The organism is Limnothrix sp. HT2024, from assembly GCF_059138625.1.
On record NZ_CM181121.1, the window covers coordinates 1,213,574 to 1,237,258 of the forward strand.

At 56.4% G+C, this 23,685-nt stretch carries 17 protein-coding genes and 1 tRNA gene; 8 read left to right on the plus strand and 10 right to left on the minus strand.

The genetic code is table 11. The features are described 5' to 3' along the window. Nucleotides 1-130: 130 nt before the first annotated feature. Nucleotides 131-940: a DUF362 domain-containing protein gene (locus AC2IAX_RS04885; RefSeq protein WP_494389581.1), complete on the plus strand. Its 810-nt coding sequence runs from the start codon at nucleotides 131-133 to the stop codon at nucleotides 938-940. Here the strand turns inward: AC2IAX_RS04885 and AC2IAX_RS04890 are convergent. Beyond that, the gene (locus tag AC2IAX_RS04890; protein ID WP_494389582.1) at nucleotides 937-1,383 is read right to left on the minus strand and encodes a DUF6636 domain-containing protein; all 447 of its coding nucleotides are present in this window, start codon (nucleotides 1,381-1,383) and stop codon (nucleotides 937-939) included. The two genes, AC2IAX_RS04885 and AC2IAX_RS04890, sit on opposite strands and share 4 nt — an antisense overlap. Nucleotides 1,384-1,548: 165 nt before the next feature. Between AC2IAX_RS04890 and AC2IAX_RS04895 the strand changes: the two genes are divergently transcribed. Together AC2IAX_RS04895 and AC2IAX_RS04900 are read left to right on the plus strand one after the other, a co-directional pair. Then, entirely contained in the window at nucleotides 1,549-1,935 is a 387-nt protein-coding gene (locus AC2IAX_RS04895) for a hypothetical protein (protein ID WP_494389583.1), read from the plus strand. Nucleotides 1,936-2,000: 65 nt separating this feature from the next. Further along, the gene (locus AC2IAX_RS04900) at nucleotides 2,001-2,288 is read left to right on the plus strand and encodes a DUF3288 family protein (RefSeq protein ID WP_494389584.1); all 288 of its coding nucleotides are present in this window, start codon (nucleotides 2,001-2,003) and stop codon (nucleotides 2,286-2,288) included. A gap of 372 nt (nucleotides 2,289-2,660) precedes the next feature. Here the strand turns inward: AC2IAX_RS04900 and AC2IAX_RS04905 are convergent, their stop codons facing one another. From AC2IAX_RS04905 to AC2IAX_RS04925, 5 genes are all read right to left on the minus strand, one after another. Continuing rightward, nucleotides 2,661-3,365, minus strand: coding sequence for a phycobilisome rod-core linker polypeptide (locus tag AC2IAX_RS04905; protein WP_494389585.1), 705 nt, complete (start codon nucleotides 3,363-3,365; stop codon nucleotides 2,661-2,663). 645 nt (nucleotides 3,366-4,010) lie between these two features. Beyond that, the gene (locus AC2IAX_RS04910) at nucleotides 4,011-4,871 is read right to left on the minus strand and encodes a DUF6671 family protein (RefSeq protein ID WP_494389586.1); all 861 of its coding nucleotides are present in this window, start codon (nucleotides 4,869-4,871) and stop codon (nucleotides 4,011-4,013) included. A gap of 30 nt (nucleotides 4,872-4,901) precedes the next feature. Then, nucleotides 4,902-6,017: a calcium/proton exchanger gene (gene cax, locus AC2IAX_RS04915; protein ID WP_494389587.1), complete on the minus strand. Its 1,116-nt coding sequence runs from the start codon at nucleotides 6,015-6,017 to the stop codon at nucleotides 4,902-4,904. A gap of 59 nt (nucleotides 6,018-6,076) precedes the next feature. After that, a complete protein-coding gene (locus AC2IAX_RS04920; protein WP_494389588.1) occupies nucleotides 6,077-7,714 on the minus strand; it encodes an Ig-like domain-containing domain in 1,638 nt (545 codons plus the stop codon). 113 nt (nucleotides 7,715-7,827) lie between these two features. Beyond that, the gene (locus AC2IAX_RS04925) at nucleotides 7,828-8,658 is read right to left on the minus strand and encodes a TIGR03943 family putative permease subunit (RefSeq protein ID WP_494389589.1); all 831 of its coding nucleotides are present in this window, start codon (nucleotides 8,656-8,658) and stop codon (nucleotides 7,828-7,830) included. 696 nt (nucleotides 8,659-9,354) lie between these two features. Between AC2IAX_RS04925 and AC2IAX_RS04930 the strand changes: the two genes are divergently transcribed. Both AC2IAX_RS04930 and AC2IAX_RS04935 read left to right on the plus strand, forming a co-directional pair. Continuing rightward, nucleotides 9,355-9,927 carry a DUF4214 domain-containing protein gene (locus AC2IAX_RS04930; protein ID WP_494389590.1) on the plus strand — a complete coding sequence of 191 codons (573 nt, stop codon included), beginning with the start codon at nucleotides 9,355-9,357 and terminating at the stop codon, nucleotides 9,925-9,927. A gap of 106 nt (nucleotides 9,928-10,033) precedes the next feature. After that, the gene (locus AC2IAX_RS04935) at nucleotides 10,034-10,726 is read left to right on the plus strand and encodes a calcium-binding protein (RefSeq protein WP_494389591.1); all 693 of its coding nucleotides are present in this window, start codon (nucleotides 10,034-10,036) and stop codon (nucleotides 10,724-10,726) included. Between the two features lie 199 nt (nucleotides 10,727-10,925). Here AC2IAX_RS04935 and AC2IAX_RS04940 read toward each other — a convergent pair. Together AC2IAX_RS04940 and AC2IAX_RS04945 are read right to left on the minus strand one after the other, a co-directional pair. Next, a tRNA-Met gene (locus AC2IAX_RS04940) sits at nucleotides 10,926-11,002 on the minus strand. Between the two features lie 204 nt (nucleotides 11,003-11,206). After that, nucleotides 11,207-13,414 (minus strand): DNA polymerase III subunit gamma/tau, encoded by a 2,208-nt coding sequence (locus AC2IAX_RS04945; protein ID WP_494390281.1) that lies wholly within the window; start codon nucleotides 13,412-13,414, stop codon nucleotides 11,207-11,209. Nucleotides 13,415-13,565: 151 nt separating this feature from the next. Here AC2IAX_RS04945 and AC2IAX_RS04950 point away from each other — a divergent pair, with 151 nt between their 5' ends. Both AC2IAX_RS04950 and radC read left to right on the plus strand, forming a co-directional pair. After that, on the plus strand, nucleotides 13,566-16,250 hold the full coding sequence (locus tag AC2IAX_RS04950) for a DUF3536 domain-containing protein (protein ID WP_494389592.1): 2,685 nt from the start codon (nucleotides 13,566-13,568) through the stop codon (nucleotides 16,248-16,250). Between the two features lie 190 nt (nucleotides 16,251-16,440). Then, nucleotides 16,441-17,172, plus strand: coding sequence for a RadC family protein (radC, locus tag AC2IAX_RS04955; RefSeq protein WP_494389593.1), 732 nt, complete (start codon nucleotides 16,441-16,443; stop codon nucleotides 17,170-17,172). A 142-nt stretch (nucleotides 17,173-17,314) separates the two neighbouring features. Here radC and AC2IAX_RS04960 read toward each other — a convergent pair whose 3' ends face one another. Beyond that, on the minus strand, nucleotides 17,315-18,502 hold the full coding sequence (locus AC2IAX_RS04960; RefSeq protein WP_494389594.1) for a GNAT family N-acetyltransferase: 1,188 nt from the start codon (nucleotides 18,500-18,502) through the stop codon (nucleotides 17,315-17,317). Between the two features lie 835 nt (nucleotides 18,503-19,337). On the opposite strand from AC2IAX_RS04960, the gene AC2IAX_RS04965 reads away from it, so the two are divergent. Beyond that, nucleotides 19,338-20,597 carry an S-layer homology domain-containing protein gene (locus tag AC2IAX_RS04965; protein ID WP_494389595.1) on the plus strand — a complete coding sequence of 420 codons (1,260 nt, stop codon included), beginning with the start codon at nucleotides 19,338-19,340 and terminating at the stop codon, nucleotides 20,595-20,597. 351 nt (nucleotides 20,598-20,948) lie between these two features. Here AC2IAX_RS04965 and AC2IAX_RS04970 read toward each other — a convergent pair whose 3' ends face one another. After that, the gene (locus AC2IAX_RS04970) at nucleotides 20,949-23,609 is read right to left on the minus strand and encodes a M1 family aminopeptidase (protein WP_494389596.1); all 2,661 of its coding nucleotides are present in this window, start codon (nucleotides 23,607-23,609) and stop codon (nucleotides 20,949-20,951) included. Nucleotides 23,610-23,685 lie beyond the last annotated feature (76 nt).

Genomic DNA, 23,685 nt, shown 5'->3' on the forward strand with positions numbered 1-23,685 from the left:
CCAACCCCTACGGCGATGGAAATGACGACAGGCCCCAGACTGGCGAGTTTATGATGCTTGCGGATTGTCCGGGCTGGCGCTCCACCGGGCCCAACAACTCCTTAACGATCGCTCCGTTACCTTGATCCCTATGACCGTCACCCTTTCCCCAGCGATCCCGCCCACTGCCGTTGTGGCCAGCGAGGCTTGGCGCTATCAACCACCCACCGAGGCGATCGGGGCACAGCGAATCTTGGTGAAACCCAATTTGGGTTATCCCGTGGGGCCGCCGGTCACCGTGGGCGATCGAGTCTTGGCCACGGTTTTGGAAACCCTGCGATCGGTTGCTCCCCAGGCGGAAATCCTGATTGTGGAAGGTGTGTGCTCGCCGGTTTCCCTCGCGGAAATTGCCCAGCGGCGCGGTCTGCATCGGTTGCTAGATCAGGGCATGGCCCTGGTTGATGCGGACAGCCTGCCCTTAGCGGAATACGAGAACCGATCGCCCTTGCCCGTGCGCTTTCGTTCCATGTGGGCCCCAGCCCTGTTGCGGGAGGTGGACTGTCGAATTTCGATCGGGGCCCTCAAACGCACCCATTTGAAAGAGACTCCCCTCATTTCCGCTTCCCTCAAAAATCTCTACGGCCTCTTTCCGCGCGATCGCTACAAAGCACGCAGCCCCCACTCCCGCGGCCAGCTCCATCGCCCCTCTGTGCCGCAGGTTTTGCAAGATGTTTATTTCTGCATTGGCCATCTGTTTAACGGGGCGGTGGTGGATGGCACAGTCAAATATTTCAGCCCCGACTATCGACCCGATCGGGGGCAAACCCTGCCCCTCGATCGGGTCTTTTTTGGCAGTGATTTAATCGCAGTCGATCGGCTCGCTTGCCAAACCGGCCAAGAACCGATGCCCGATTATTTGGCCGCCATCGATCGCCTCAGAACCCAAAGGGATGTCTCCTAGATTTTCCGCCAGCGTTCTCGACTCAAAAACATGCCCCGACCATTCCGAGCACGACAGGTTAAGCCGGTGGTTTTGGCTTCGCAACGAAATCCATTTCGCTCCCAAACCTGGTTGTAATTCAATCGAGGATATGGGCCCGCGATCGTGTCTCCCACGCAAAGCACCTCGGTCTGGCCATTGGCATTCAGCAAGATTTCATGCCCCCAATCCAAATTACAATCGGCGGGCTGCGGGGGCAGTGGCCGCAAACCCGACTGAACATGACAGCGCAAATAGCCCTGGCCACCATCCACCCAAGAGCCACAGATAATGTTACCGCTGGGTAACACAAACCCTTGAATCCCGGAATCAGCCTGAATAGGATGAACCTGAACCGTGCCCCAACTGAGGCCAGCCACCGCCGCCGGAATTAACCATCGAGAAAGTCGCGAAAGAGAATCCATCAGTTCCTAATGCCTTTTGCCCTGTTCTAATCGCGAGCTAAGCAACAGCCTTTGGGCCGTTTCGCCGCAACACACCCGATGCTAGCCGATAGGGAACAGCGAGGAAATGTATATCACGCTACAAACCGGGTATAATACCGAGCACCATGAGTGACCCCAAGCCCTATGTTTACTGATCTGCTGCCATTGTCTCTGCATGTGGATGCAGCCCTTTTGGCAAGTTCAGGCCTGTGGTCACTCGCTCTCTATTTGGCGTTGCCGGCCGTGAGCGATCGGCTGATGGATCTCTTGATTCGCTGGTTTGACTTTGCTGAGCGATCGCTCTATTTTTCCACGGAAGAATTTGAAAAAACTCGGTCTGTTCGCGAATCCCAAAACGCTTTTTATGCCTCCATCTTCAGCGTCATTCCCTTTCTTGGGTTTGGCTTTTTGGTGCATCTCTTTTTGTCCCAGACGATCGGGACAGTGGGCACATTAGGGCTATCAGGCTTAGCCAGCGCCACGGCCGGCGTTTGGGAAACGATGAAGCCGAAAAATAGCAACCAAAAGTAACACAAAAGGCAAAGAGAACAGCAAGTTGAAATCAAACAAGTAATTAAACAAAAAAGTAATCAAACATGAAACAACAGGATCAACAACACCCGCAAGAAATGGTCGATCATAACTTGGTGCAAGCCATTTTGACCAGCGATCTCACCGATTTTTATGTTTGTGAATTAGCCCGGTTACGAATTCGCTATCGCAATTTTCCAGGAGCCAGGCAAATTCAAGCCGACCTAGACAAAGCCCTCAGCCGCTGGGGTTTTGATGAGGAATCGCTCTATCAAAAAACTCGCGAACTGCACGCCCAAGGCAATATTTACCAAGTCAACAGTCGTCGTCGTGATGAAGAAGACTGGAGTTAAAGCCTCATCAATTGGGTTGCCAATACGAGGGGATCTGAAAAGCCTAAATTGCTACCTTACGGGTCTGACCAAACAACAAAGACAAGGGGCTTAAGCCCCTTGCCCCAACGACGATTCATGCTTGACCTACGTTAAAAAATACCTTGTAGACATCCTCTAATTCAGTCTTGATCAGCAATTGCGATCTGAAAATCTAAAACTTGATCAGTAATTGCGATCTGAAAATCTAAAAAACTGCCTCGGGAGAGCACGGAAAACTCCCGAAGCAGCGTCTGGGTCGTCTGGCTTTGCCCACAGAATCCTAGGCTGCATTAAGCCGAGTTGATCTGTAAGGGAAGAATTGATCTACATCCAAAAGAACAGGGAACCGGCTTAGGCTGCGCTGCTTCCGATCGTCACAGAGAACAGCAACAACGCCGCAATCAAAAGCGACATGCCCGCCAACAAACCGATCGCCGTGGGCCAATCGGCCTGGCGCATAAAGGTTTCCCAGTTGAACAAACCAAACTGCACATCCATGGGCTTCGGCAAGCGATCGCGATAATCTTCGCCATAGCGAGCCGTGTGCGCAAAGGTCACTGCACCGCTCGATCGCTGAGGCAAAATCCGCCGCCGCTGATAGGGAACCGTATCCCGCCCGAAGTGGGTTTGATATTCCTCGCTGTTGAGCAACGAGTCAATGAACCCATTCAAACCTTCGGTGGCCAAAACGATCGACCAAGACAGTTTTTCCCGATCGTTATAAACCTCACGACCCAAAATTCGCTGCACACACATCTGCACAAAGCGATAATTATTATTGGTGTCGTAATTGCGCGTGCGAAACACTTCGGAGGTGGCCAGGCCGCGAATGAAGTCTTGCACCGAAATTTGACCGCAGCGCAGTTGAGACTCCAGCGCCAAAAGACGGCTGCTGACCGTTAGCTGTTGCTCATTAAAAATTTGCCGATAGGCCGCGTAAATCACCTCATCAATCTCATTGGTGATGAGACGCAAACCGCCTTGATTTGCAACTTCAAAACCATCCACTCGCTGGTTTTGAGAAGTCAAGGGGTAATCCAGAAGGGGAAGTGCCATAAACCAATCACTCTTTCAGTTTCAATTCCGGATTTATAGAAACTCGGCGGCTCCTGATTGGAAGCCAAAGCCGAAGCCGAAGCCAAATTTTTGGAATCTGCTCAGTTTTGCTGAAGGACTGCTCTGGAAATTGAAATCAAAAGATCGTTCAGTCCAGAGCAGATTGGCACTAGCAGGGAAGGAGATTTTAAAGAAGGCAACTGAATAGATTAGTCCACCCAGTTGCAAACAATGTTGAACAACATTCTTCTGAGTTTCAAACCACAACCTGATTCAGCATAGGTTAGGGAATGAGTAATTAAGCTTAGTCATTTGAGAAAAGTAGGATTCCGCAATTCTTCTCAACTCTAAAGGCAGTTTTTTGCAAGCATTTGTAAGCTTTTCTCAGATACTTAAGGTCAAATCAGCTTGATGAATCTGGTTTCTCTTGGAAAACTTCAAAATCTCAATTGGTTTACGCTTGATTGTTAATGATTTTGTTCTTGGTCGTCTACTTGATAGAAAGTCTCTAAAAATGAGAATATGTAAAAAAATGTAATTTCAATTCAGGGCGATCGAACCGATCCGGGGTCTGTTTTCGCAGTGCCCGATCGGTTGATTGCGCTGTTGATTTCGCTTCTGGGCTTTGAGGCGGTTCTTAAGGCCCTAGGGATTACAAAAGGGACAATAGGTGGGATCCGCAGTGGTTTCGCCTTGGGGAAAGGGATCGTCCTGTTGGTGGCCGCAGCGATCGCAAATGGAGCGATGCAGACGAATCAGCGGCGTGGGCAGCCCACATTCACCGCAGGGCAACCCCGGCAGCCGCTGTGTGACCCAAAACCCGGGCCAATGGCAAACGGGACAGGTCGATCGCGCCTTGGCCACCAGGCTTTCCGTGGCTTGGGCAATCACCTGCATTCGCGTGGGGTTGTGCATCGCCCGCATATCCGTTTCCACCCACAGGGAGCCATCGGGCGATCGAGTCAGGGCCTCGGTGACGGCTGCCGCCAGGGCCGAGCGATCGCGCAGGCCCTTCGTCACCCCTTGGAGGTTTTGGGGTTCGCCCCAACCCACCACCAGCCCATGATCGGGAAAACCAATGGTTTCAGCAAATTTTTCCACTTCTGACCAACTGCGAACCCGCCCTTGGCGATAGTTGGTGTTGAGGGAAATGGCCTCGCCGACCAACTCCAGCCCCAGGGCTTGATCGATCAGCAGCACCAATTCCCGGTTAGCCGCCGCAAAAGGGACGCTGGGATGGGGGCCAAAGGAACCTTCACTGGCCAGGGCGATCGACCCACCGGTTAGCGCCAAGGCCGCCAGGGCCTTAGCCCGGGCCGTGGCGAGTTGATCGCCGGGTCGATCGACCTCCCGGGTGAAGGTGCCAAACCGATCCGTATCCAGTTCCGACGGCACGATCGAGCGCAGGCCCCAGGTTTGCTCCAAAATCGGCGCAATCACCTGCTCTTTGCCATGCATCGTGGCGATCGTGATGGTTTCCCCTTCCCAAGCGTCCGTCAGGTTCATTGTTCCCCAAACACCAATGCCCTCAAGGTTTTAACCGGCGATCGTGGGGTGGAAGAAGAAGGCCAAACCCAACACCAAATAGGCTGCCAACAACAGCAACCCCTCCAGCCAATTGGATTCCCCATCGGAGCTGATGGAGTTGGCAATCAAGACCGAAACCGCCACGGCCACCAGCTCAAAGGGTTGGAAGTTCAAATCCATGGGTTGCCCAAAGAACCAACCGGCAATCACCAACACCGGAGCCACAAACAGGGCAATTTGCAAGCTGGAACCCATGGCCACCGAAACGGACAAGTCCATTTTGTTTTTCATGGCCACGGTAACGGCGGTGGCGTGTTCTGCTGCGTTGCCAATAATCGGCAACAAAATCACCCCGGTGAACAGTTCCGTCAGGCCCAATTGTTCGGTGGCCGTTTCCAGGGAATGCACCAACAATTCCGACTCGATCGCCACAAAAATTGTGGCCGCCAACAACACCCCCACCCACAGGGGCAGGTTTGGCCGGTGCGCTTCGCCTTCGCCGGCCGATTGATCGCCGGCTTCCGGATCGGGCACTTCCCCTTCCGCCACGGCCACATCGTAGAGGTAGCTGTGGGTTTTCATGGAAAACAGCAGGGTCATCACATAGACCAAAATCAAGACCACTGCCACCGCCGTCGAAAGCTTTTGCAAGACGCTTTCGGCAATGCCCACGGAGGTGAAGTTCACGGCGGTGGGTAGCAGCATGGCAATCACAGCCAGGTTCATGGATGAGGCATTCATGCGGGCAATCACGGGCTGGAAGGTTTGCTGCTTAAAGCGCAAGCCGCCCAACAACATCGACAGCCCCATGACCAACAAGAGGTTGCCGATGATTGAACCGGTCAAGCTGGCCTTCACCACGCCCACGTAGCCCTCCTTGAGCGCAACCAGGGCCACAATCAATTCGGTGGCGTTCCCAAAGGTGGCGTTCAGCAATCCCCCCAGGGAGGGGCCCACCAGCCCCGCGAGTTCTTCGGTGGCATGGCCCATCCAGGCGGCGAGGGGCACGATCGCCAAGCAGGCGGTGATGAATACCACGAGCGGACTCCAGTGCAACCATTCCGCCGCGATCGAGACGGGAATAAACCCCAAAAGGATGAGGAAGACGAGATCTTTTTTGCTCATTCTTTTTTTGTTGTTTGCTGTTTTGCGTTTTCTGTCGGGGATTAATCAACGGACTTCGGTTAGGGGAGCCAGCGCGGACGGGCCCCAGGCAGTGGTAACGCTTGCGGGGTCAATTTGGCAAAGGTTCCGTCAGGATTTTGGGCCACGGGCAGCAACCACAGTTGGCTGTGCTCGATTTTATTGCCATCACTGGCTTCAGGTCGGCGGGCCGCTTCGGGGTCAGTGGTCGATCGATCCGCGTTGTTGCTCCGTCCCGACTCCCGATCGCCCTGGGTGGTTTCTTCTTCCCCTGATTCGGACTGACGGGCGCGATCGCCCTTGGCCTTCGCCTTGGTGTCGATTTGGTCAAACAACAGGGCTGCGCCATCCGGCGATAGATCCAGAGCAATATCGAGCTGCTCCGGCAACAGCAACAGGGGCGACAGGGCCTTGGTTTTTAGGTCAAAGGCTCCGATATAGGGCTGTTCGCGGTAGTTTTCATCCTCAACCCGTTGGGTGACCAAGGCGTAGAGCACGCGGTTATCGGGGGTGAATTCGGCGCGCAAAATCGATCCTTGAATTCGGGCCAGTTCCGTTTCGCCGCTGGGGGTGACCACAAAGAGCGATCGGGTAAAGTCGCCGTTGAATTTCACCAGGGCCGCCGCTGAACCGTCGCTGGCAAATCCCAACACGGTTCCAAACTTGGGCAAAAAGTCCAGGGGTTGAATTTCCCGCCGGTAGCGATCGTTGTTGCCCGTGTCAGCTTGGGGCAGGGGCAAAATGGCCACCCCTTGCCCCTGGGTGATGGCGATCGATTGGCTGTCGGGCGTAATCACAAACTCGCCGCCGCCTTGGCTTTCCAGCTTTTGGGGCGTTTGCCGATCGCGCAGCAGCCACAAACTGACATTACTAGCATTCTTGCGCTCCGCCCGTTGCACCAGGGCCGCCGAACCGTCGGGAGCCAAGTCAAATTTCAAATTTTGATAATCTCGGTTATCCAAAACCGGCGTAACTTCGCCGGCCGGTTCGGGAGCCTGGTTATTGACGCTCAAGCCTGTGGTGACCGTATAAAACTGCTGTTCGAGCAGGCTGGGGCTGTCGGTTTTTTCCAGGGTGCTGGTTTCGGTGGCGGAAAACAGGATCCGATCGCGGTTGGGATAGGGCTTGAAGTCGTTCACCAACAGGTTCGGCGGAGTCAGGATGGTTTTCCGCTGCTGGGTCAGTTCATACAGGATCAGGCGGCCGGCTTCTTCGCCTTCGGTGCCAATGTAAGCAAAAACCCGATCGCGCGATCGAAATGCCGCCGAGAAGGATTCCGCCGGTTTGCTGTCTTCGCGGGTGTCGCGGGCCCCGGCTCCCAACTGGAGTTGAAAGCTAGTGCCATAGGGTGCTGGGCGATCGAGCGTGAAGGCCATCCGGGTTCCGGCCCAGCTAACTTTCCCTTCCAGGGGGGGATCCAGTTTTAAATTTGCCTCCACACTGTCTCGATTCATCGGCCGATTGAAGGCCAACACAAAGGCGCGATCGTCCGCCCCAATGGTGCGATCGGCCCATGAAAAGTCGCGCACCCGGGCCGCCGATCGATCGCCCAGCACCAACAAAGCCGCGATCGCCACCACCAAAGCCGCGATCACCAGCCAAGCGGCCCGATCGATCGGTTGCCATTGGGGATTGCCCCTGGGGGTGTTTTGCCATCGATGTTGCACGGATCGCCACATACCCAATCAGAAATTCCTCAGTTGATTGCACCGGATTGCGCCTTTACTTTCGCCCGATCGCCCCTAAGAATCACGCCCAAGAGTCATGCCCAAGAGTCATGCCCAAAACTCATCTAGAACTCATAGGGATTTTTGGGAACCGGAATCGGGCGCATTGTTTGTGGCGCAATGCTCAACACTCGCTCGCCCTTGATTTCATCCACCGCCATTCGCCCCTGAATTTCTAGCCAAGTATCAGGGGGATAGTCCGGCATATTAGCCGGCCGGCGCACGGGCAGCCCGATCGGGTAAGCATCCGCCGCACAGCAGGTGATCGTAAACCGCGAAATCCAAAACACATCCGCCGGGTAGCCCTCCACCTTGGTGACAAAACCGCTGATGTTCACCGGTTGGTTGCGGTAGGCTTCCGGTTCGGGATAAACCTCCAAAGTCCGCACCCACTCAATCAGCGATCGCTGTTCCGGGCGCTTGTTGCTGCGAAAGGCCTTGGGCGCACGGGCGATCGCGGTGGTGGGGTCGCCAATGCCCCGTTGCAAAGCTTTGTGGCTGGTGAGGGGCTGCGGCGCAATCCAAAACCCCCCGATCGCCGCCAACAGCAATAACAGCGTTGCCCACCCCTTGGGCAGCAGGCTGATGTGTTGTTCTGGGTCAGGATCCGCCGCCAACGACAATCGCCGCCGCAACAGCCGCCCAGATTGCACCAAATTAATCGCCAGACTGGCCGCCGCCATCAGCAATAAAAACCCCGTGACCACCACCAAGCCGTGATAAGCGGGATGGATCAGCAGGGCCAAGCGGCCACCGTGCCAGTAGTGCAACATCAGCGCTCCCCACGCTGCGATCGCTGCCACATCGACCCAAGGCAGCCAGTTCGATCGACTTGGTTGTGACAACACGGCCGAAGCAGCTCCCATTGGAGCCGTCGCGCTAAGGAATGGCTTCATTGTACGGGGTGGTTTTGGCCCAACCTAGGGTTCCCATCGCCGCGCTGCCCCTGAAACGTCCCATGAATCAGCCTTTCAGCCCCCTTCGGACTCCATTCGGAGCCGACGACGACCGGAATCTTCAGAAGGGGCGCGAGACGGCCCCACAGCCCAAAAAGTTCCGAGGGCAAGACAATGCAACAAGCGGCCAAAACTCAACCAAATTCGGCTTCTGCCCTCGTTACTGTTAGACACAGGCTTGATATTTCATTGCTAATTTTGTTAATGATTTCATGGCTGATTTGGGTGATGCTTGAGCTGGTGATTTCATGGAGAATCTCATGAACAACTTCATCAAAAATTTCATGAAAGATGCCATGTTATTTCACGGATGTTGGTGCAAAAACAACAACAGAACTGGCAACGCAGATCCGGTCAATACATCTCAAATCTATTTCGATGGTTAATGATGACCATTGAAAGAAGGTAAAGGTTGTATGCCAACACCAACAATTCAAAGCCCCGCGCCACACTGCTAGCGCAAACCAAAAAAATTCTTGCAATTCCTGAATTCCGCCCCCAGAGTCGAGAGACTGAACTTGGAGGTTGGTGGCTAATTCAGAGTGATGCCAAACCATCAAAAAACACCTCACCCATTGTGAAATCTCCCCAAGAGACACAGTGGAGGCTCAACCATTCAATCAGGAGATGATTCCTATGAACCGTTCCATGAACCGTACCTGTACTGCATTGGCGGCATTCTTGTTAGGGTTAGGCGTTGCCCATGGGGTTGCGATCGAACCAGCCATGGCCCAAAGTTCCTGCCGCTGGGAAGGGGGCCAGTTGCGCTGTGATGATGGCAGCCGATCGGACAGCGATCGCAACCAGAATCGAAATCGCGATCGGGATGATTATCGCTACTACGATCGCAACGAAGAGCGGTATCGCGATGACTACGACAACGATCGCAACAACTATCGGGGCGATCGACGGGACTTGGAAGATCGGATCGATCGGCTCTATCGCGAAGTGTTGGGCCGGCCAGCCGATCGCAACGGACTGCGCACCTATGTTGATCGGGTGCGCGATCGCAACTGGTCGCTGCAACGGGTGCGGGACGAATTAGCCAACAGTCGCGAGGCCGAATCCGCCATCGATCGCGCCTATCAAGAAATTTTGGGCCGTCGGGCCGACAGCCGAGGAATGCGCACCTACCTCGAACGACTGCGGGGAGGCTGGTCAATTCAGCGCGTGCGGGAAGCCCTCATGAACAGCCGCGAGCGGCGATAAACGCCAGCCCCAACTCCACCTGCTCGGGTAATCTCGGCATTGCTGGACGGTTCCTAACCCATTCCTAAAGACCACCCATTCCTAAACAGAGAAAAGATCCTTCACCATGGCTCGGACAGATATTGACTATCTCGATCTCACCAACAACAGCGAAACCATCTCCCTCGCAGCTGGCCAGCAAGGCCGCCTGGGTGTGCGGGCCCTCGCCGGCAACGATTACATCAACGGTTCCAGCGACAACGACACCCTCTATGGCAATAGCGACAACGACACCCTGATCGGCAACGAGGGTAGCGATGTGCTCTTTGGGGGCCAGGGCTTTGATTTTGTGATTGGTCGCAATGGGGATGACCTGCTGACGGGCAACCTGGGCAACGACCAGCTAGAAGGCGGCGCAGGACGCGACACCCTCCGTGGCGGCCGCGACAACGATATTCTCTACGGCCAGGAGGGAGATGATTTTCTGGCCGGTGACCTGGGCATCGACACCCTGATCGGCGGCACTGGGCGCGATACCTTTGTCCTGGCGGTTGATGATGCCACCACAACCATTGCGAACGCCGATGTGATTGTTGATTTTGACTTCAACGGTGGAGATTTCATTGCGATCAGTCGCCAGGTAGACCTATTTTTTGATAACTCCCTTGACTATTCGCGGATTGTGGGTTTTGGCAGTCCCGATGTGAAGGATGTGTTGATTCGTGTGGGCGGAGCTGTGGGCCCAATCATCGGAGTGGTGGTGGATGCGACCGATCGTCAAGTCGCCCAAGCTTTTGCCGAAGGGCCACGGGTGGCGTAGCCCGCAGCTAGCCAATGGTTGATCAATCGATCGTTGATCAATCGATCACTGTTGCGATCGCGCCAACCTTTTGCGATCGCGCACAACCAAAAGCGCCCCGCTACGAATTCGTGGCGGGGCGGTCTTTAGGGTTTCAGATTTCGAGACTTTTGGAAGGTCTCTCTTTCTCAGTTCGCTCTGACTTGATATTCAGATTATTTGGTGGCGGGGAGCGGATTTGAACCACTGACCTTCGGGTTATGAGCCCGACGAGCTACCAGACTGCTCTACCCCGCGGCGCGAATTCAAATATAACCGGAAGCTCTAGAAAAAGCAACTACTTTCTGAAAATTTTCTCCTTCGCCACCCACAAGGGCGCAAAGGGGGGCTGAAAAAACAGTTGAGAACAAGGTTTGAGCGAACGGTTCAACCAGACCCAGCCTTGGCAGAGATCGGCTCCATCCGTCCACTGGCCAACCAAACGATCGCCCCAGCCGCCGGTCAAAACATGTCGAGATCGTCTACCTGCACAATTTCGCCGTTGAACAATTGCGCCAAGCTGCGGGCACTGCGGGCCACCAAGTCATCGGGCCCCGGTGGCGGGGGTGGCCCCGCTGGCGAAGGGGGCGAAACGGATTGGGGTGATGCGGCGGGGGGCGGTTGGGGCGATCGCCCAGGGCGATCGGGGCCGGGCGCGGGGGCCCGGCCCGGGGCCGGCTGGGGATTCGCAGCAGGAGCCTGGGGCAGCACGGCGGGGGATGCGGTGGGCGGTGGAGCCACCCTAGTCGCGATCCCACCAAACCCGCCCGCCGTTGGGTTCGCGGCCGTAGTCGGAATCGGATTCGGGTTCCGGGCTGGGTTCGGGGACTGGGGCGGGGGGGGCGTTCCCCTGGGTGGATTTTTTGGGAAGGACGCGGGCGCGCTGGTCTGGGGGGGCATCACCACATTGGCCCGAATCGCAACCGCGACGCTGCGTTGCAGGTGCTGCTGAAAGGCCGTTTCGATCGCCTTGGTGCGGGACTCAAACTTGGCGACCCAACTGGGCGGAATCCCCACCACGGCGTTTTGACCGTCAAAGGACAACAGTTGCCCCATCTGCGACAACATCATCTTGGTGGCCGGGGGTTGCACATGCACCAAGATCGCTTGCCACAGTTGATCCAGCTCCGCAGAAGCGGGAACCGGCGCGATCGGGCTGGGTTCCGGTGCAAAGGTTTCATCGGGGCCAGCGTTGACCGGGGCCGGCTCCGGAACCGGAGTTGGCGCGGGGGCCGGTGGAGCAACAGCAGCCACCGGAGCGATCGCCGCCGGGGCCGTTGTGGCGGTGGGGGTGCTTGTGGCGATCGGGGCTGGAGCCACGCCTCCCAGGGATTGCAACAGACCGATCAACTGCATCAGCGCAGCAGGATTCGTTTGGGCCCATTGGGTCACGCCCTGGGTAAATTGGGCGATCGCCCCCGGATCTAGCGCCAACTGGGCCAACAGAGCCGAGAGCGGATCGCTCGGCACAGGAACCGAAACAGGCGCGATCGGGGCCGGCACAGGAGCCGGAAGTGCGATCGGGGCGATCGGGCGAGGCGGCATCGGAGCCACCGACCCAACAGCCCCCACCGGAGCCACCGCCCCCGGCAACAGCCCCATCAAAGTCACCTCCAACCACAACCGAGGCTGGGTGGAGTTTTTCAGCAGCGATTCGCCAGTTTTGAGGTACTGCTGCCCATGCAAGATCCAGCTCAGTTCCTGACTGCGGGCAAATTCACAGAGTTGCTGCCAAGTTGGTTCCGTCAGGGCCACCAAATCACCCCGATCGGGCGCAGTCTTCGCAATCAGCAGATCTCGATAGAAACTCGCCAAATTTTGCAGCACGATCGTTGGTTCTCGCCCCCGATCCATCAGCCGCCGCAAACAGTCCACCGCCCCTTCCGCATCACCCGCCGCCAAACTGGACACCAACGCCAGCAAATCCCGCTCCGGCACAGCCCCCACCAGATCCCAAACGGCCTCCACCGTCACCCCCGTGGGAACCAGGCTCAGTTGATCCAGCAGGCTTTCCGCATCGCGCAAGCCCCCCTGCGCAATTTGGGCCACCAGGGTCAACGCTTCCGGCACAATCTCGATCGACTCCTGTTGGGCGATCGTCCCCAAATGGCTCACCATGTCCACCAGGGGAATCCGCCGGAAGTCAAACCGCTGACAGCGAGAAATAATCGTCGGCAAAACCCGCTGCGGATCCGTCGTGGCCAACACAAACACCACATGGGCCGGCGGTTCCTCCAGGGTTTTCAGCAGCGCATTGAACGCCGCCCCCGACAGCATATGCACCTCGTCTAAGACATAAACCTTGTAGCGACATTGCACCGGGGCAAATTGGGCCCGTTCAATCAGCTCTCGAATATTGTCAACACCCGTGTTGCTGGCTGCGTCAATTTCCACCACATCCAGCGCCCGCCCCTGCGTAATTTCCACGCAAGTTTGGCAATGGCCGCAGGGTTCCGCCGTGGGGCCCTCGCTGCTCAGGCAGTTCAACGACTTGGCCAAAATTCGGGCGCTGGAGGTTTTGCCCGTTCCCCGAGGCCCCGCAAACAGGTAAGCCGGTGCAATTCGATTTTGCTGAAGCGCGTTGGTCAGCGTTTGGGCGATCGCCTGTTGGCCCACCAAGTCGGCAAACCGTTGAGGGCGATATTTGTGGTGCAGCGGTTCGTAGGGCATGGCTAGGAGCGGGTCAATGAAGCGACCAGACAGCCATCTTACAACCGCCACAAAAATGGGGACGATCGAGCGAGATTTTGCGGAAGATCGGCGCTTGTGTTAAACCGCTAGAGGGTTAATCAACCGGAAATTGGCGCTGAGGAGCTTGGGGATGGCAAAACGATCGAACGAAGGTACCGTCGCAGTTCCCGTTTCGCCCATGCCCGATCGCCCCGCTTCTGGGGTTTATGTGGTGGTGCATGGGCATTTCTATCAACCCCCGCGCGAAAATCCCTATCTGGAGGCAATCGTGCGGCAGCCCAGCGCGGCCCCTTGCCACGACTGGAATGAGCGGGTTTATCGGGAATGCTATCGACCCAATGCCTTCGCCCGAATTTTTAATGATTCGGGAGCGATCGTGGGGCTGGTGAACAATTTTGAGTGGATGAGCTTCAATGCGGGGCCCACGCTGCTGAGTTGGTTGGAGCGGTTTGATCCGGCCACCTATGCTCGAATTTTGGAGGGCGATCGCCTGAGTGTGAAGCGGTTGGGGGGCCATGGCAACGCGATCGCTCAGGTTTATAACCACATCATCATGCCCCTGGCCAATCGGCGGGATAAGCAAACCCAGGTGCGATGGGGCGTGGCGGATTTTCGATCGCGCTTTGGTCGCTCACCCGAAGGCATTTGGCTGGCGGAAACAGCCGTGGATTACGCCACCCTCGATGTGCTGATCGACGAGGGCATTAAGTTTGTGATTTTTGCCCCATCCCAGGCCCAGCGCTGCCGGCCGCTACCCACGGAAGCCGATCCGGAGCCGGATTGGGTGGATGTGGGATCGGGGCAAATTGACCCCACGCGATCCTATCGGTGCTTTGTGCCCAAGGGCGGGAAACCGGAGCCGATCGCCCCAGAAGCGCCTTCGGATCCGGTGGCCACCTTGGCCCGCGATCGCTACATTGATCTGTTTTTCTACGATGGGCCGATTTCCGGCGACATGGGTTTTGGCGATGTGCTGACCAGTGCCGCTTCCTTTGCCGATCGGTTGGGATCGGCGGTGCGGGCCGATCGCCCCAGCCAGGTGATTTCCGTGGCCACCGATGGGGAAACCTTCGGTCACCACAAGCGCGATAAGGAAAAATGCTTGGCCTATGCCCTCACCATGGAGTTTCCGGGACGGGGCTGGTGTACCACCAATTTTGCCCATTACCTGAGCCTGCATCCGCCGGAGTGGGAGGTGGAAATGAAGCCGGTGACGGCCTGGAGCTGTTCCCACGGGGTCGATCGCTGGCAGGACGATTGCGGTTGTGGCGGCGGCGGCGGTTGGCATCAGCGCTGGCGGCGACCGTTGCGGGACAGTTTGAATTATTTGCGCGATCGACTGGTGACGGTGTTTGAACGCTATGCCACTCCGCTGTTGCGGGATCCTTGGCAGGCCCGCGATGAATATATCGAGTTGGTTTTGGATCGATCGCCCGATCGGATTACAGCGTTTTTGGAACGTCATCGGGCCCGCCCCCTGTCAGCCCAGGAGCGAATCGATGCCCTGCGGTTGTTGGAAATGCAGCGCCACGCCCTGTTGATGTTCACCAGTTGCGGCTGGTTTTTTGAGGAAATTTCCCGCCCGGAAGGGGTGCAGATTTTGCGCTATGCCAGCCGGGCGATCGAGTTGGCGGCCGAAGTGGCCGGCGTGAATTTGGAGCCGGACTTTGTGGCCCAACTGGCGGCGGCTCCCAGCAACGTGCCGGAATTTGGCGACGGGGCGGAGGTTTATCGACAGTTGGTTTTGGATGATCATGTCAGTTTTGAGCAGGTGGTGGCGGCCCACGCGATCGGCTCTTTGATTCCCAACCAACCGCGCCAAAGCCGCGCCTATTGCTACACGATCGAGCAGCAGGATTACCAATTGCAACGGCTGGGATCCCTGGCTCTGGCCGTGGGCGAGTTGGTGGTGACTTCGGATATTGCGGGCGAGTCTGCCCATTTTGTCTTTGGAGCCTTGCACTTGGGCGGTTGGGATTTTCACTGTTGTGTGCAGCCGTTCCAAGGCCGATTAGCCTACAGCAAGCTGAAGGAGCGGCTGTTTGCGGCGCTGGAGTCCGCCAGTGCGGCCCAGGTGGTGTTGGCCTTGAGTGCCACCATGGGCGGCCAGTCCCGGGGATTTGCCTTGGCGGATCTCTGTGCGGAGGATCGCGATCGGCTGATGCGGTTGCTGGTTCAAGAAACCACAACGCGGCTGGATACGCTGTACGATCGCGCCTATCGCGACAACTGCGGGATCATGACCCGGTTTTATCGAGATGCGTTGCCGGTTCCCCGCGAATTACAGGTGGCGGCGGAGTTGGCCTTGGGTCAGCGGGTGTTGACCTTGGTGCAACGGTTAGCCGGCGAGTTAGACACTTGGCCCTTAGCGGCGATCGAGGCCGGGCCGGGAACGCTGACGGAGTTGGAAGCGGTGGCCGCCGAAGCCCAACGTCTGCACTGTCAATTGGATGGATTGGAAATTGCCCCTTGGGTCACGAGGGCGATCGAGCGGTTGCTGGAACGGGCGATTGGTCTGGTAGAAACGGAACTGAGCGGGCATTCTGCCGCCGATCCAGAGCAGTCCCTAGGCGGGCTACGGGTGGCCGTGGATGCGATCGATCGACTCACCCGCTTGAGTCGATCGCTTCAACTCACGTTGGATCTAGATTTGGCGCAGGAACGGCTCTTTTTTTGGTGGCAGGGATCCATGGCCGCTGCTCCCTTGGATGATCGGTGGTTGGGCTGTTTGGGTGATTTGGGTCAAGCCTTGGCCGTGCGGCTGCGACCGGGCCCCTACAGCAATTTGCTGATCGATCGCCCCCGATCGTCTTGAGCCGATTGGCAACGATCTGAATCGATCGGGGTCAATCCGAGGCGATCGCCCCAAAGCCAATCCCGCCGGGCCGTTGTATATCCTGTCTCGGCTTGCAAAAATCTCGGAAATACCGGAGATATCAGAGGTTTATCCTGCTTTTGTGGCAGCGGTTTTCAGTATCATAAAGGGCGGTCAAAATGTCAGCCCTATGACCTACAACCCTCGGATTCAGGATCTACCGGCCACAGAGCGCCCCCGGGAGCGGTTGGCCGCCTTTGGCCCCCGCAGCCTCTCGAATGCGGAACTGTTGGCTATTTTGCTGGGCACGGGTCAAGGGCCGGGCAAACTCTCGGCCGTGGGGTTGGGGCAACTGATTTTGCAAACCTTGGGGGGCGATCGCCAGGATCCGCTGGCCGTCTTGCGCGATGCGTCCTTGGCGGAATTGACCCAAATTCACGGGGTGGGCGATGCCAAGGCTACGGCGATTTTGGCAGCGGTCGAGTTGGGCAAGCGGATTTTGCAAACCCGACCGCTCGATCGCGCCGTAATCGATACCCCAGCCGCCGCCGCCACTGCCCTCAGTCAAGACTTGATGTGGCAACCGCAGGAACGGTTCGCCCTGTTGTTGTTAGATCCCAAAAATCGACTCCTAGCCACCCAAGTCCTGACGATCGGGACGGAAACCCAAACCCTAGCCCATCCTCGCGATATTTTTCGGGAGCTGATTCGCCAGGGCGCTGCCGCCTGCATTGTGGCCCACAATCACCCCTCGGGCGACCTAACCCCCAGCCCTGAGGATTTGACCCTCACGCAGCAGCTTTTGGCGGGGGCCCATTTTCTGGAGCTGCCGCTGTTGGATCATTTGGTGGTGGGCTATGGGGAATTTCGCAGTCTGCGCGAAACCACCGATCTGTGGGCCGCCTATCCCGACATGGGCTAAGCGGATCTCTAAAAAGCCAGCACTGTTACTTTGTGGATCTCATCAACGGCAGAGACAAGGGGCTTAAGCCCCTTGCCCCAACGACTCTTCGTGCTTTGCCAGTACCCTAAGTCACTGCTCAGACATGCTCTAAGGCACTAGCTCAGGATTGGGCGGGCGGCTCCGGCACTTCGGGATTCTCCGGGGGGTCTTCCGGCGGGTCAAAGGTGGGCCCATCCCAAGCACTCGACCAATAGACCCGACCGCCACCGGTCATCGGTTTGGCCGGTTGCCAGCCATTCAGCATCTCTTGCAGGGCATCCAAGGAGATCGATCGAGTCTCCCGCAGCTTGTGCCAAACCGATCGCGACAGCAGCAAAGAATGCTCAAACCGCTCGGCCCCAATGCTTTCCAGATAGGCTTCCCGTTCCGGTTGGTAGTCCGCAGAAGCCAGCAACAGGGGCAAATCGGCATTGAGCGATCGGGTAATCCGCGCCATTTGAGCCATCAACTCGGGATAGAGCCAGGTATAGGCCGGATGCACGGTTAACTCCGCCCGATGGGGCAGCGCTGCATATCGGTGCGATCGCACTTGGAAATAGCCGATCGCGGCTTTCCGTTGGGGTTCAAACACATAACCCATCGTGGTTTCCAGCCCATCTATCCGCTGCCGGGTGTCCGCCAGGGCCGCCAACCAATCCGCCTTGAAGTCATCGACGCGCAAATCAAAGGCCTGGCGCACATGGGGGGGCATGGCCGCCGTGTCGAGTTGGTAAAGCAAGGGCGCATCGGCATTGCCCACCGGCATCAGGTTGGGCAAGTCTGGTTCCCGCTCTGCCAGGGCCATGAGGGCAGCCGGCGGAATAGACCAATAGGTTAACTGGGCGATCGGCTGGAATCCGTTTTGGCGATAGAGTGCCAGGGCATCTTTGCCATGCACATTCACCTCCAGCATCCAGGTACGTGCTTCCCAAATGGTTTCAAAGCAGTAGCGCAACAGCTCGGAACCAATGCCCTGGCTGCGACATTCCGGCATCACGGCCACCTGCTTCACACGCCAAGTGCTGCGCGATCGATTCACGGGCATCACCGCGATCGCCCCGCAAACTCGCCGATCGCGCTCGGCCACGCTGGCCCGCAACCGCCGTTGGCTGGGAGCCATCATCTCCACCAGTGCCGATAAGCCATACCAAGTGCGCAGCCGCGACCAATCCACCCCCGCCGTTTCCAGGGGGCTTCCTAGCCCGTCAAAGTCCGCTGAGTCCGCCGCAAGCTGGGCGATCGCATCCAAATCGCGATATTGGGCCCCTCGCAGGACAAGATCGGCATTTTGAGGCAAAAAAGCAGGCATCGCGCAGCCGCTCCCACATGGCAGGTTGCTCCTACTTTAGCGGTTTTGCTTCCCCGGTGGGGCAACCGTTGGCCAATCCCGATCGCCTCCCACGGGCAACCGTTCTGTGATCTGGGCTAGGGCCTCAATTTGTCGTGGGGGGCAAGGGGCTTAAGCCCCTTGTCTCTGCCCTTAAGCCCCTTGTCTCTGCCGTTGACGAGATCCACAAGGTAGCCCCTTGTCTCTGCCCTTAAGCCCCTTGTCTCTGCCGTTGACGAGATCCACAAGGTAACAGTTCTGGCTTTTCAGAGATCCCCTTAGTTCATATCGGGATAAACGGCCCAAAGATTGGGTGGGTCATTCAGCCCCTTCCTTAACCACTATTCAAGCCGTTGGATTGGTTATTTTCGATTTTGCACTTTCGGTTTCTGATTCAAGAATCGCCTGATTCTTTATTCATCAACCCTTCAATTTTCAGTGGTTTACATCCAAATTCTTAATTGTCACAAGCTTCCAAAACCAGGAAATTCAACACCCTGACTCGTAGCTTCAAGTAGTTGCAAACCTGACAGATTGGTAACTGGCCCATACCAGGAAACCAATTAGGAACCGCAATTGTCTGATGAAGTAACTGAAAAGGAAAAAAAGGAAAACTCCGAATTGAGATGGAATTTGGTGATTTTGAAAAGCTTGGCCCAGTTAAAAATTGCCAGTTCTTCAACTGTCCACCACTCCGATCTCCGGATTTCAACCCCCTTTTCAGAAGTAGTCAAAGAAGCCAACAGAAGGCTTCTCCCAGAATTTTCTCAGGGGACTCCCGATCGGGTTCCCTCCTCGCTCCTCAGGATCTAAAACCATGCTGAATCGCAATCGCTGGAAAGCCGCCGCCGCTCTGTTGATGACCTTCGGGATGAACGTCACCACCATCACCCCGATGCTGGTTGCTCCTTTGGCTGCCCCTGCTCCGGCCGTGGCTCAAAGTATTTCATTCCCCGATGTACCTGCCAATCATTGGGCCAGTGATTACATCCGCGCGCTGGTTTCTCAAAACATTTTGGCGGGTTTTCCCGATGGCACTTTCCGCCCCGATGCACCGGTCACTCGGGCAGAATTTTCAGCCATGTTGCGCAAGGTTTATCAACGGGGCAGCATCCGTAGCGCGATCAATTTTGTGGATGTGCCCAGCAGCCATTGGGCCTATGATGCCATTCGCCGCGCCTATGAGATGGGCTTTGTTTCCGGTTATCCCGATGGCATTTTCTTGCCGGAACAAAACATTCCGCGCGAACAAGTTTTGGTTGCGCTGGCTAATGGTTTGAACTATCAAGCAGCGGCTCCCACGGAACAGGTTTTAGGCAATTTTGCGGATAGTGGGGCCATTTCCAACTTTGCCCGCAGCCCGATCGCGGCCGCCACTGAAAAACGGATGGTGGTGAACTATCCCAACGTCAGCTATTTGAACCCTGGGCGCAATGCCACCCGAGCGGAAGTGGCGGCTTTTCTCTACCAAGCCTTGACCAGTGAAGGGCGAGTGGCGGCTCTGAGTTCGCCTTATATTGCCAATGCCCAAACCGTGGCCACCAACTATCGGATTGCGGCGGGCACATCCCTTCCTGTGAGCTACATGAAGGAAAAAATTCTGCTGATGCCGGATGAAACCCTGCCGGTGACTTTTAATGTGCGCAATAACATCACCACCACTACGGGTCAGGTGTTGATTCCGGCGGGCAGCCAAGTGAAGGGCAATCTGCGGCCGGCCGGCGACAAGGCAACGCAGTTTGTGGCGCAGGAAATTGTGATGCCCGATGGTTCAACGCGATCCCTGAAGGCTACGTCCAGTGTGATTACAACAACGGAAACGGTACGCAAGGGGGCTGACCTGGGCCGGTTGCTGAAGAACACGGCGATCGGGACGGCGGCGGCGGCGGCCATCTCGGCGGTGACGGGCGATCGGGCGATCGCCACGGAAGAGTTGCTGATCGGTGCGGGTGGCGGTGCGCTCTTGAGCCTGATCGAACGGTTCTTGGGTCGCAACAGCATTGATGTGCTGGTGGTGCAACCGGAAACGAATCTGAACCTGACCCTCACGGATGATTTTGTGGTGGCGGCTCGCTAGGCGGTCTGAAGGCCCTGCAACGGGACTGAAACCCTGATTCCCCTGTTGGCAGATCGTGGGGGCAAGAGGCTGAGGGTTTGTCATCGTTTAACCCGAAACCCATGATCTGCCGTTAGCAGATCGTGGAGGACAAGGGGCTGAGGACTGGTCATCGTTTAACCCGAAACCCATGATCTGCCGTTAGCAGATCGTGGGGGACAAGGGGCTGAGGACTGGTCATCGTTTAACCCGCAACCCATGATCTACCGTTAGCAGATCGTGGGAGACAAGGGGCTTAAGCCCCTTGTTTAGGGCGGTTAGGGGATGGAAGATCAACCGTTCTCACTGGATCCCAGGAAATGACGACGGGCCCTAGCTCGCGGGTTGCGGTTTTGATTTTGCCTCCAAGTCTTCCAGGCGCGATCGCAGGGTTTGGTTGTCTTTTTTCAGTTGATCTAGCTCTTGGCGCACCTGATCCAAGGCGCGATCGGAACCCGCATTATGCTGCACTCGCTTCACGGCCTCTTCCGCCATCCGGCGCACGCGGCCATCGGGCGACTGGCTGGCCAACCCTTGCAAAATCCCGATCGCCTTGGTGGTTTCCATTTGTCCTAGGGCAACCACCACCGCCACTTGGGTGAGGAAAAAGCTCTCGCGGGCATAGGTTTGCAGTGCATTCAACACCCGATCGACCGCTGGGGCTTCTTGGCCGTTGGCCACCGCGCCCAGGGCCCGAATTGCCGCTAAGCGTAGGGATTGGGGAATGCCCGGTTGGCTGGTTTCCAGTACCAAATCCAGGGCGGCGGCAGAGGTCTTGAGGGCGCTCAGGCCGCTGACGGCCCCGGAACGAACGATTTCATTCCAGCCCGATCGCTTTTTCAGGGCCGATTTGAGCAACGCAATCGCCCGATCGGCCAAGGCCGGCTGGGCCGCCGCGATCGACCCGATGGCCGCCAAGGCCGCCGACTCGGTGTAGTAACTGGCATCGCCCTTCTTGGCGATCGACTCCAGCGCTGAATAAGCTGCTTCGGTTTTGAGGGAGGCAATGGCCTGAATCACCGATCGACGCACTTGGGGATCCGAATCCTTCAACCCCGGCTTCAGGGCCGCCAACACCCCATCTAAACCGATGGTGGCCAGATTTTCTGCCACCTCGGCACGCACCCCCCAAAAGCGATCGCTCGTCAGGGATTGGGCCAAAGCATTCAAGGCCTCCAGCGTGCCCTTTTGGGCGATCGCTTTGGCCGCAAATACTCGGGAGATCGGGTCAGGATCAAACTGCAATTGGGCTTTCAATTCCGGCAGCGGATAATCTAGCTCCACCGTTTTCAGCCAATGATTCCCCGGATCAAAACTGACGAAATCTGGTTTTTGCTCCAAGGGTAAGTAGAAAGTTTGTTCCCGATCGTGAATGGCCAGCTTCACGGTTTTGAACGTGACCTTAGGGGCGGGAGCCGCTACTTTTTTCGACTTCTTCGATTTCGGAGCAGGGCTGGCTGCTTCACCGCTGAGGGTCGCAAAGGACACTGGAATTTTCAAATTAAACAGCGTCTCCAAATCCCCTTCCTTGGCTTGGGTTTGGGTCACGGTCAATTTTGCAATCTTATTTTCTCCATCCCAGCTATAGGCAACTTTGAAATCAGGATGACCTCCCCGAAACACGTACTGATCAAACAGAAACAACAAATTTCGACCCGTTGCCTGTTCGATCGCTCGCAAGAGATCGATCGTTTCGATAGCACCAAAGGCGTGATTTTTGACAAATGTTTGAATCGATTTCCAAAACAAATCATCACCTAATTCCTGATGCAGCATGTGATAAACACAGCCGCCCTTTTCATAGGTATGGCAATCGTAGAGTTCGATCGGCTCGCGATAAACATGGGTCACCATGGGCCGTCGGTAGCGCCGCCGATCTTCCCCTAAATAGGCCCGCTGATCACCCAGGCGATAATAGGCTGCTTCCTCCGATCCATATTCATGCTCAGTCCAGAGGGTTTCGGAATAGGTGGCCATGCCTTCTTTCAGCCAAGCATGGGACCAATGCTTAATGACCAGCAAATCACCAAACCACTGGTGCGCCAGTTCATGAACCACCAAAGCTTCGCTATTACGATTATCGATCGCGGCTCGTTCATCTAACAAGCAACGATCGGTTAACAGGGTCATGGAGGTATTTTCCATGCCTCCAAAAATAAAATCCTCCATGCAAGCTTGACCATACTTGCTATAGGGATAGTCATAGTCAAATTTTTCGCTGAGAAAATCCATCATCGCGGGCGTTTTGCCCATGGTGCGCTGGGCTTCCGAAGCCCGATTCTGAGCGGTGTAGTAGCTCACAGGTCGGCCGCGCCACTCATCTTTAATCTCTGCAAAATCTCCCACGGCCAGAGTAAACAGATAAATGGGATGAGGCTGTTTTTGATGCCAATGGTAAGTGGTGGTTTTGCCCTTGGTTGTCTGATTAATCAGCTCTCCATTCGAGAGTACGAGCAAACCATTGGGCACTTGCACCTGCATTTCCGAGGTGCAGAGTTGTCCTGGAAAATCAAAACAGGGGAACCAGAAGCGAGAATCTTCATCCTCTCCCTGGGTCCAAACTTGTACATTTTTATTGGGATAGTCCGCCGTGGGCTGCACAAAGTAAATGCCGCGTTGGGGACGATCTAATTGATAGTCAATGACTAATTTGAAGGCGCGATCGCGCTGAGTTGACTCCGACAGCGTGATCGCTAACTTTTCGCCATCATATTCAAATTGCTGGGCAGCTTCGCCCACCCGAACCCCTTGAATTTGCATGGCCACCGCATCTAATTCCAGGCGATCGACCCCATCTTGCACGGGCAACAGGTCGATCGAGCAGGTTCCCGCTACCCGACAATTGGGAATGTCCAACACCAAATCAAGGGCCACATGTTGTGTCCGCACCGGGCGATCGGGAAGATAGTGGGGCTTGGCTCCGGGAAGTTGAAACGATCGCGCTTCATCTGCACTCAAACCCCAAAATGCTTCCAAAAACCGGTTCCGCGACATGGTGGATTGCCCCTAACTGCGATGGACTAGCGAAAAATTACTGACAAATTGAAAAATTTGAGTCAGCTTGGCAAAT